Genomic DNA, 9,122 nt, shown 5'->3' with positions numbered 1-9,122 from the left:
TCGTTCAAGCCGAGCTTCGCCGCGAGCGCCGTGCTCATGATCGACGCGCCGCTGCCACTGTCGAGCACCGCCCGCACCGGCACTCCGCGCACTTGTGCCGAAACAAGGAGGGTATCACCCGTGCCGACTTCCAGCGGCTCCCATTCGAGGTGAGCCGCACCGAAGTTCCACGAGCCCGCAGACCGGGAAGTCTGTCGCGCGAGCGTTGGAGAACCGAGCACCAAGCCGGTTCCACAGGCCACCAGCCGCGCCACTAATGAGCGTCGAGACATACCGATTGCTTCAACACGGGCCGTCAAAAAGCCACCTCCAGCCCCCCGTCCGCAGGAGAGCAAATTGCGGTTACATGCTCCAGCCACTGGAGGAGCAAGTGCTTTTGGTGCGCCCGAAAATCCTCAGAAGCGCTTGGAGAACTTTAGATGAAGGATGGTGCAGACCGCTTAGATGCCTTCCCGATAACGAACGGTTCCGGGGGACGCTGGGCCGATCGGGACCGCGAACGGTGTAAACGCTCGCGCTAAGTGGCGGCATTCTGATCGCGCTATTTGTCGGCGAGCGTCGCTACGCGGCTACCGGCTTGGTCTCGGCCGATCGCACATAGGCGTAGAGTGTTGGCTTGGAGATGCCGAGCATCGAGCAAATCTTGGCGATCGGCATCGTGTTCTCGTGGTAGAGCCTGACGGCCAGGTCGCGCTTGTCCTTGCCGAGTGCGGCCGGCCGGCCACCCTTCTTGCCGCGAGCGCGGGCTGCGGTGAGACCGGCCTGGGTCCGCTCGCGGATCAGGTTGCGCTCGAACTCCGCCAATGCCCCGAACAGGTGGAAGGTAAGCTTGCCCGACGTGGTGGTCGTGTCGATCGCCTCGTGCAGGCTCAGCAGCCCGACCTTTTCCTCGTCGAGGTAGGTCATCCATCCGATCAGATCACGGAGCGAGCGGCCGAGCCTGTCGAGGCGCCAGACCACCAGTGTGTCGCCGGCGCGAAGCAGCTCCTTCACCTTTTCCAATCCAGGGCGAGCGGCAGTCGCCCCGGAGGCCTTGTCGGTGATGACCTTCTCGCAGCCGGCAGCCTTCAGCGCATCACGCTGGAGGTCCAGGTTCTGCTCGGCGGTCGATACGCGGGCGTAACCGATTTTCATGCGTAGGGCCGGTGGCGCCCCGATCGGGCGCGGTTTGGGAAGAAAGTCGTCATCGGCAGGTCTATGTTGCCCTAGTTTTCTTTACCGGGTAGATTTACGTCGAACAGGCCGGTTTGGCAACGCGAGCGGACTCGCATGGCGATGGGCAGGCAAATCTCCGTTTTCCTTACCTGCGACACGGACCGTCGGCGGTGACGCATCCGGCGCTTGTCCCGCCGCTGGCGATCGAGCGCTACCGCGTCCTTGAACCGCACCTCGCCGATGGCATCCCGCTCGCGGACCTCGCCCGCACCGGCACGCTGAGCGAGCGGACGTTGCAGCGCTGGCTCGGGCGCTACCGTGCCGAAGGACTTGCCGGTCTCGCGCGTCTGCCGCGCAACGATCGGGGCAGGCTGCACCTGCCGGAACATCTGGTCGAACTGACCCGCACTCTCGCCACCAAGCGCCCGCGGCCCCCGGTCGCCGCCATTCACCGAAAGGTGCAGGAACTCGCCATCGCGCATGGACACCGAACCCCCAGCTATGCGGCCGTCGCGCGTGTCGTCAGGGCGATACCGGCAAGCCAGATCGCCGCAGCCTCCGATCCGGCCGTCTACCGCGACCAGCACGAGCTAGTGCATCGGCGCGAAGCCGCGACCTCGAACGAGATGTGGCAGGCCGATCATACCGTTCTCGACATTCTCGTGCTCGATGATGCCGGAACCCCGGTGCGTTCTTGGCTGACCGTCATCGTTGACGATCACAGCCGAGCCATCGCCGGTTACTTCCTCAGCCTTGATGCCCCCAGTGCCCTCAACACGGCGCTCGCCTTGCGGCAGGCGATCTGGCGCAAGCCCAATCCCGAATGGATCGTCAGCGGCATTCCCGAACAGCTTTACGTCGACAACGGCTCGGATTTCATCTCCGAGCATATCGAGCAGGCGTGCATCGCCCTCAAAATCCGCCTCATCCATTCGCTGCCGGGGCGTCCTCGCGGGCGCGGCAAGATCGAGCGGCTGTTCCGCACCATCAACGACATGTTCCTGCCCGACCTGCCCGGCCACCTGATCGCGGGCAAGCCGCTGTCGGCGCCAGTGCTCACGCTCGACGAGCTGCGCGCCCGCTTCGAGGCGTTCGTGTGCGGCGTCTATCATCGTCGCCCGCATGGCAGCACCGGCGAACCGCCGATCACGCGCTGGCAGAAGGGCGGGTTCCTGCCCGCAATGCCCGACAGCCTTGAACAGCTCGACATGCTGCTCGTGCACGTGCCCAAGCCCCGTAAAGTGCTGCGCGACGGCATCCGTCTGATGGGCAGGCGCTATGTCGAACCCACGCTCGCGGCCTTCGTCGGCGAGCAGGTCGAGGCGGTCTATGACCCCCGCGACCTGACCGAGATCCACGTCTACCACCAGGGCCGGTTCGTCTGCCGTGCGCTCAGCTCCGCGCACGCTGGGCACCCGTCGTTGCGCGCGATCCAGCGCGCCCGGCGCGGCGCGAAGGAGCGCGACAAGCAGGTGCCTGCCCCCACGGAGACCTTCGATGGCGACCAAGAGGATACGGCTTCCCGGCCCACCACCTACCGAGGGCTCCGGCTCTACGCCGCTGACGATTGAGTTCCTGGTCGAGCAGCCGTTCCTGGCGACCCGCGAACATGCCCGGTTCGTCGAGTTTGCCGAAGCCTGCGCGCACTACCGCTATATCGGCGTGTGTCATGGCCGGCCGGGCGTCGGAAAGACGCGATCGGCGCGCGAGTTTTCCAGCTTCCCCGACCTGGGGGAATATGCCGCGCTCCGTCCCATTGCCGCGCTCCTTGGCGAAAAGGTCGCTCGCTGCCGCGCCGTCTTCTACACCGTGTCGGTCAGCAACACGCCCAAGACGATCGACGCGGTGTTGGGCCTCAACCTCATTAAGCTGGGCTATGCCCGGCTGACGGTCGCGGGCGGCTCGCAGGACGAAATCACCCATGACGCCGCCCGCATCGCCTGCCCCCTCGTCATCGTCGACGAGGCCGACCGCCTGACCATAAAGTCGCTCGAACATCTCCGCGACATGGCCGATCGCCACGGCTTCGGGCTGATCCTGATGGGTATGCCGGGCTTGGAGAAGCGCCTCGCCCGCTATGCCCAGCTCTACTCGCGGATCGGCTTCGTCCACGAGTTCAAACCGCTTACCGAGACCGAAATGCGGCTGCTGCTCGCGACCCACGCCGGCGATTTCGGGATCAGCTTCGACCCGGCCCAACTCGACGCGATCGAAGCGCAGGCAGCCGTGATCCGCATCACGCGCGGCAACTTCCGGCTCATGGAGCGCCTGTTCGCGCAGATGCGGCGGATCATGACCCTCAACCGCGTCGAGGAGGTCACCGCTGACATCGTTCAGGCCGCGCGCGATTGCCTCGTCATCGGACCCGGCAACTGACAAATAGCGCGATCAGAACGCCGCCATTTAGCGCGAGCGTTTACAGAACGGTGTCCCGCGGGCTTCCGCTTCCCAAAACGCTGTCTTGTAATTACTTCCCGATATTGGCCGAGGCCGGACGAGTTTTGGGAGGAATGATGCTAGTCGGCTATGCGCGGGTATCGACCCGCGACCAGAACCCCGCCGCGCAGAGCGTCGCGCTCCATGCGGCCGGATGCGAGCGGGTGTTTACCGAAAGAGCATCCGGGGCCGCGCGCGATCGTCCCGAGCTGAAAGCCGCGCTCGATTATCTTCGCGACGGCGACACGCTCGTGGTCTGGAAACTCGACCGCCTCGCACGTTCCGTCCGGCAGCTCGTGGAGACGGCCGAAGATCTGGCGAAAAGCCAGATCGGCCTCAGGGTGCTGACCCAGGCGATCGACACCACCAGTCCGGGCGGTAGGCTCGTGTTTCACGTCTTTGCAGCGGTTGCCGAGTTCGAGCGCGAGTTGATGTTGGAGCGCACCCATGCCGGGCTGGCGAGCGCGCGCGCCGCTAATCGCCGTGGCGGCCGACCGAAGGCGTTGAGCGAGGCCCAGGTGAGGCGCGCGAAGGCGATGCTCGCCGACCCGATGATTACGGTGGATGAGGTCGCGCAGCAGCTCGGCACCACCACCTCGACGCTCTATCGGCACATACCGGGCGGGCGCAGCTCGTTGAGTCAGCCGGCCTAGAAGGAGGCCGCCCCGATTGGGACGGCCACGTCTTTGTCCCACCCACCCAACCCGGGCCGGCCTTCGGCTCGGCGGGCGATCAGGCGAACAGGTCGCCGATCGCGCGCACCCGAAAGGCATTGAGCCAGCGGCGCCGGCGATGTTCGTCGGCATCGTGCCGCATGTGGCACCGCTGGCAGAGTGCCGCCAGGTTGCGCGGCCGGTTGTCGCCGGGATCGTGGTTCAGGTGCGCGCTGGCGAGGACGACGCGCGTGATCTTCATCGAGGCGGGCGGGGCGATGCCGGCGAGGCCCGGTTGCACGAGTGCCAGGGCATCGGGTGTCGGTAGGTGGCGAACCCCCCTGCCCCGCCCGTCGCGCCAGCGGGCCGCGTCCTCGTCCCACCAGACCCCATCGCCGAGGTGCAGCACGTCGCGACCGTGCGGGCGACGGCAATGCTCGCAGCGCCCCTTGGCGCGGCCGAAGCGGATGAAGGCGGACAGCTCGCACCAGTCGATCGGGTAGAGCCAGCGATGTTCGCGCGCGATCGGCATGACGATTCTATGAGTCAGGATTGGTAGGAACGAAAGCGGAAAACGCCTCCGATTCAGCAATATCATCATAACTAAGCGATTAAGCGACTATGCGAATAAGTTACCGCCGATGAAGCCAGCTTAGCTTGATGTCTGTTCTCGTTGTGTTCTTACTATCAGGCAGGACGGAGAATCGCATGAGCATCACCATCACCCCGCTTTCCCCCGAGCGCCTGGGCATCACCGGCGGCGTCGAAATGGAATTGCGCGTCCCCTTCGACGGCGACGAGGACCGCTTTCATCTCGCGATCAGCGACGGGACGCTGATCGCCGGCGAATACGACCCCGAAGGCGACCACTTCCATTACCAAGTCGAAATCGAGGGCGCGGGGATCACGCGCATCGCCGGCGACACGGTGACGGTCGATTGGCGGCCGGAGTGGGTGACGATCGGCGTCTATCAGCCCGTGCCGGCGCGCGCGATCGAGCCGCTGCCTTTGTTCGAGTCCGCCTGACCCGCTCGATTAGGCCAGTGCGACCTTGCGGGGACGACCGCCCTTGCGGCCGTTCGCGCGCGAGGCGGCGATCTTGACGGCCGTGCGCGCCCGTCCACCTTCCGCCCCGAGCTGGCGGACCATCCACTTCTTCGATCCGAACACGCCCTGGAGCAGCGCCGGAACGTAAAGGTCCGCGTCGAGCTTGGGCCAGTGCAGCCCCAGCCCGGCCGGGCTGATTTCAATGTCGGCGAGGTTGTCGGGCGAGGCATCGGCCAGACCTTCGGCGAGCTGCGTCGGGAAAGTCAGCTCGACCCCGGTGTTCAGCGCCACCACCACGCGCGAACGCCGGCGATCATAGCGGGCGGACACGGCATGGCCCGCGGCGCGGGTTTCCGCCATGCGCGCTTCGGCTTGCGCCAGCTCCTGCTCAGTAATCGCCATGTATCGTCCTCCATTCCTCGCACAGCATCGGCACCACCTCCGCCAGCGCCGCCTCGATCCGGTTCACGTCCGACAGCTTGAAACCGTAGCTATCGCGCAGCTCGGGCGGTCCGGCGGGGCAGTTCAGGTTGAACACCGCTTCCCCGTCCGCGCCCTTCACATGAACGTGCGCCGGGCGGTGATCGTTGGGCCAGATCACGACCCGCAGGCCACCAATACGGAACACGACGGGCATAGGCCGGTGTAGCATAAACCCAAGCGGTAGGGAATAGTTGCGTGGCGGGCGCGTCCCGTGCGGGACCGCGCTCTATCTCCGCTCGCGCTCCGATCGAGCCGCTTGTCAGCGTCTCGCCCCATGCGGGTGACGATCGCTCGCGCGGGCGGGCAGGCCCGCTTGAGGGACGCCGGCGTCGCCGGCGACGTGTGTTCGATCGAGCGGGAAAGTGGGGCGCTGCCCCCCTCTCCCAGCAACGGCAATCAGCCGGGCCGTGGCTCCCTCGCTTCGCTCACTGCGCCCGCACCACCCCGGCAGATTCCCGCTGCCCCTCACCCCCCGCTGTTCGCCACGAGGCAGGGCCGATGGCGGAAGGCCATCGCCCCGAGGGCGATTTTGAAGGGAGAAGATTATGGAGCAGGACAATCGCGAGAGCTGGTTGAACCGGGTGGCGATCGGCATGGCCCCGCTATTCGCCGCGCTGGACACCCCCCTGCCCTCCCGCGTGCGCGTCGCGATCGGCTTCACCAGCCGGGGTGCGAAAGGCCGCGCGATCGGCGAGTGCTGGGATAACCGGCGCAGCGGCGATGGGCATTTCGAGATATTCATCCGGCCTGACCTGGCGCACGCCCCCGACGCGATGCCGGCGCAGATTGCCGCGGTCCTCGCGCACGAGCTGGTCCACGCGGCGGTCGGGATCGCGGCCGGACATGGGAAGGCGTTTAAACGGGTCGCGGTCGGGCTTGGCTTGGTCCCGCCGATGCGCGCCACCACGCCGGGCGACGCCTTCCTTGCCACCATCACGCCGATCCTTGCCGCCGCAGGCCCCCTCCCCCATGCCCGGCTCGACACCGGCGGCGAGACGACGGCACCCAAGAAGCAGGCGACGCGGATGCTCAAATGCGAGTGCGCGGCGTGCGGCTATACGGTCAGGACCGCGCGCAAATGGCTGGAGACGGCGGGCGCGCCCTTATGCCCGATCGCTGGACATGGACCGATGCAGCACGATCCGATCGACCCCGACGAAGAAACGGATGACAGCTAAGCGACTAAGACCCTTTACGACTAAGCGGTTAAGCGGCATAAGTCGCTTAGCCGCTTAGTGGGAGAACAGCGATGCAGGTATGGGCCGTGATCGCGCAGAAGGGTGGGCAATCCAAAACCACCCTTTCGACCGGGTTCGCCGTCGAGGCGGCGCGGGAAGGGGCATCCGTCGTGATCCTCGACGCCGACGATCGGCAAGGTTCGGCGCTCTATTGGTCGGAACGCCGCGACGATGACGACGTGACGGTGAAGGACAGCAGCGTCGCCGGCCTGCCGCTTCACGTCTCGCGCGGGCGCGGCAGCGGCAAGATCGACCTCATCATCATCGACACGCCAGCGAACTCCAAGGATATCGCCATGCTCGCGGCCGAGCAGGCGGATTTCGTCATCATCCCCGTGGCACCCCGCGGGCTGGACGTTCATTCGGTGTTGCAGACCGTCAAGCAGGTGCAGCAGGCCGGCACCCCCTTCGCCGTCATTCTGACCCAGGTTCCGCACCAGGGCGGGGAGGGGCAAGAGGCCCATGCCGGGTTCGCGGCCAAGGGCGTGACGATGTTCGACAGCCGCCTTCACTTCCGCAAGGACTTCTACAAGGCCACCCCGCTCGGGCGCACCGCGGCCGAGACCGAGCCGGACAGCAAGGCCGCCGCCGAGCTGCGCGCCGCTTATGCCGAGGCTAAGCGACTAAGCGGCTTTACGACTAAGCCAGTAAGCGAGGCTGCATAATGGCGAAGAAGCCTTCCGCGCTCGCCGGCATCTTCGACGACGAACCCGAGGAGATGGTACCGGCTTCCGCTTCCGACGCGGCCCCCGAGCCGCAGCGGGCGGCAGCGCCGCGCCGATCGCGGCGATCGGCCGACACGCCCGCTCCGGCGACACCGGCGCGGCGCAGCAGCCATCCGGGCAAGAAGCCGGTGCTGATCCATATCCCTGAAGACATGCACCGTGCGCTTCGCCAGCTTAGCGTCGAGGAGGGCGGGGAGCCGCTTACCGTCATCACTGAACGCCTGCTCCGCCAGTATCTGGTCAAGCGGGGCCACACCAAGTTCGCGCCGTGAGCAAGCGGCGCGATCCCAACCCCGAGTTCGACCTGTTCATTCCGGCGCTGGGCGACCTTCCGCTCCGCGACCAGCGCGAGGTCATGGAGCGGCCGTTCTTCTCGCTCCAGAAGCGCAAGCGGTTGAAGCCGATCGAGTATCGCAGCCCGGACGGCGAGGCATGGGTGCGGGTGCAGGCCATCCCCGACTACGGCATGGCGACAATATGGGACGCCGATATCCTGATATGGGCGGCGTCCACCCTCAACCGCATGAAGCAGCAGGGCTTGAACGACCTGCCGCGCACGCTGACCACGACGCCCTACGACCTGTTGCGGGCGATCAAGCGCAGCACCGGGGGCAGGGACTATCAGGAGCTGCAGGCGGCATTGCTCCGGCTCCAGACGACTTCCATCACGACCTCGATCCGCGCATCGGCGCGCCGGCAGAAGGCCGGGTTCAACTGGCTCGATAGCTGGACCTTCGACACCGACGCCGAGACCGAACAGCCGCGCGGCATGACGCTGACCCTCTCGGATTGGGTTTACGAGGGGATCGTCAACGAGAAGTCGTTGCTCACCATGCACCCCGATTACTTCCTGCTGTCCGGGGGGTTAGAGCGGGCGCTGTATCGCATCGCGCGCAAGCATGTCGGCTCGCAGCAGGGTGGGTGGGTGTGCCGGGTGGAGCTGCTACGCGACAAGACCGGCAGCGACGCCCAGCCCAAGGAGTTCAATCGGATGCTCCGGCGGGTGATCGAGGCCGACCAGCTCCCCGACTATACGATGGAGACGACCGAGACGGCCGACAAAAGCGCGGCCGTCTTGTTCAGACGGCGCGGCGAGGCCGAGGCGCTGGCGCTTGCCGAGCGGATGCGGGCCGAGGAGGAGCGGCGCGCCCGCTTCGACGCCGATCGCCGGCGCACCGAGGAGGTGGACGCCCGCATGGATCGGCTTGCCGGGCGGCGCTGACTATCGGGGTTTCACCCACCGCAGCCCTCCCTATCGGGGTTTCACCCACCGGCCCGAGTCGACCGACCGGCCGCGGCGCGACGCGATCGGGGCCGAACCGCCCGCCAGCTTGTGGATAACCGGCCCGGAAAGCCGCTTTTCAGGATCGGCGGACTCGGGGGAT

The 9,122-nt window shown here is 66.5% G+C and carries 13 protein-coding genes; 8 read left to right on the top strand and 5 right to left on the bottom strand.

Features of this window, described 5'->3' with window-relative positions; all coding sequences use genetic code 11:
* Together SP6_RS21540 and SP6_RS14250 are read right to left on the bottom strand one after the other, a co-directional pair.
* The coding region (locus tag SP6_RS21540) for an aspartyl protease family protein (protein ID WP_369397431.1) at positions 1-272 on the bottom strand (272 nt) is incomplete at its 3' end.
* A 289-nt stretch (positions 273-561) separates the two neighbouring features.
* On the bottom strand, positions 562-1,134 hold the full coding sequence (locus SP6_RS14250) for a recombinase family protein (protein WP_007407197.1): 573 nt from the start codon (positions 1,132-1,134) through the stop codon (positions 562-564).
* A gap of 191 nt (positions 1,135-1,325) precedes the next feature.
* Here SP6_RS14250 and SP6_RS14245 point away from each other — a divergent pair, with 191 nt between their 5' ends.
* The 3 genes from SP6_RS14245 (at position 1,326) to SP6_RS14235 (ending at position 4,244) form a co-directional block, all read left to right on the top strand.
* Positions 1,326-2,726 carry a TnsB C-terminal domain-containing protein gene (locus SP6_RS14245; RefSeq protein ID WP_042469296.1) on the top strand — a complete coding sequence of 467 codons (1,401 nt, stop codon included), beginning with the start codon at positions 1,326-1,328 and terminating at the stop codon, positions 2,724-2,726.
* The gene (locus SP6_RS20515; protein WP_009824028.1) at positions 2,653-3,531 is read left to right on the top strand and encodes an AAA family ATPase; all 879 of its coding nucleotides are present in this window, start codon (positions 2,653-2,655) and stop codon (positions 3,529-3,531) included. The genes SP6_RS14245 and SP6_RS20515 overlap by 74 nt, the downstream gene beginning before the upstream one ends.
* 134 nt (positions 3,532-3,665) lie before the next feature.
* A complete protein-coding gene (locus SP6_RS14235) occupies positions 3,666-4,244 on the top strand; it encodes a recombinase family protein (protein ID WP_007406295.1) in 579 nt (192 codons plus the stop codon).
* Positions 4,245-4,323: 79 nt separating this feature from the next.
* Here the strand turns inward: SP6_RS14235 and SP6_RS14230 are convergent, their stop codons facing one another.
* Positions 4,324-4,776 (bottom strand): hypothetical protein, encoded by a 453-nt coding sequence (locus tag SP6_RS14230; protein WP_007406231.1) that lies wholly within the window; start codon positions 4,774-4,776, stop codon positions 4,324-4,326.
* A 176-nt stretch (positions 4,777-4,952) separates the two neighbouring features.
* Between SP6_RS14230 and SP6_RS14225 the strand changes: the two genes are divergently transcribed.
* Entirely contained in the window at positions 4,953-5,270 is a 318-nt protein-coding gene (locus tag SP6_RS14225) for a hypothetical protein (protein ID WP_007406286.1), read from the top strand.
* A 9-nt stretch (positions 5,271-5,279) separates the two neighbouring features.
* Here SP6_RS14225 and SP6_RS14220 read toward each other — a convergent pair whose 3' ends face one another.
* Both SP6_RS14220 and SP6_RS14215 read right to left on the bottom strand, forming a co-directional pair.
* Complete coding sequence (locus tag SP6_RS14220; protein WP_007406277.1) at positions 5,280-5,693, bottom strand: DUF2442 domain-containing protein; 414 nt, start codon at positions 5,691-5,693, stop codon at positions 5,280-5,282.
* Positions 5,680-5,943 (bottom strand): DUF4160 domain-containing protein, encoded by a 264-nt coding sequence (locus SP6_RS14215; RefSeq protein WP_233419830.1) that lies wholly within the window; start codon positions 5,941-5,943, stop codon positions 5,680-5,682. The genes SP6_RS14220 and SP6_RS14215 overlap by 14 nt, the downstream gene beginning before the upstream one ends.
* Before the next feature lie 376 nt (positions 5,944-6,319).
* Here SP6_RS14215 and SP6_RS14210 point away from each other — a divergent pair, with 376 nt between their 5' ends.
* The 4 genes from SP6_RS14210 (at position 6,320) to SP6_RS14195 (ending at position 8,959) form a co-directional block, all read left to right on the top strand.
* Complete coding sequence (locus SP6_RS14210; protein ID WP_007406250.1) at positions 6,320-6,952, top strand: SprT family zinc-dependent metalloprotease; 633 nt, start codon at positions 6,320-6,322, stop codon at positions 6,950-6,952.
* A gap of 71 nt (positions 6,953-7,023) precedes the next feature.
* Positions 7,024-7,677 (top strand): nucleotide-binding protein, encoded by a 654-nt coding sequence (locus SP6_RS14205; RefSeq protein ID WP_037569479.1) that lies wholly within the window; start codon positions 7,024-7,026, stop codon positions 7,675-7,677.
* Positions 7,677-8,009 carry a hypothetical protein gene (locus SP6_RS14200; RefSeq protein ID WP_007406247.1) on the top strand — a complete coding sequence of 111 codons (333 nt, stop codon included), beginning with the start codon at positions 7,677-7,679 and terminating at the stop codon, positions 8,007-8,009. The genes SP6_RS14205 and SP6_RS14200 overlap by 1 nt, the downstream gene beginning before the upstream one ends.
* Positions 8,006-8,959, top strand: coding sequence for a replication initiator protein A (locus SP6_RS14195; RefSeq protein WP_007406232.1), 954 nt, complete (start codon positions 8,006-8,008; stop codon positions 8,957-8,959). Before SP6_RS14200 ends, SP6_RS14195 begins: the two co-directional genes overlap by 4 nt.
* Positions 8,960-9,122: the final 163 nt, after the last annotated feature.

This window comes from Sphingomonas paucimobilis NBRC 13935 (assembly GCF_000739895.2).
Taxonomy (GTDB): Bacteria; Pseudomonadota; Alphaproteobacteria; order Sphingomonadales; family Sphingomonadaceae; genus Sphingomonas; species Sphingomonas paucimobilis.
Note: the sequence above shows the minus strand (reverse complement) of the source record. Positions and strands in the feature narration are given on the sequence as shown.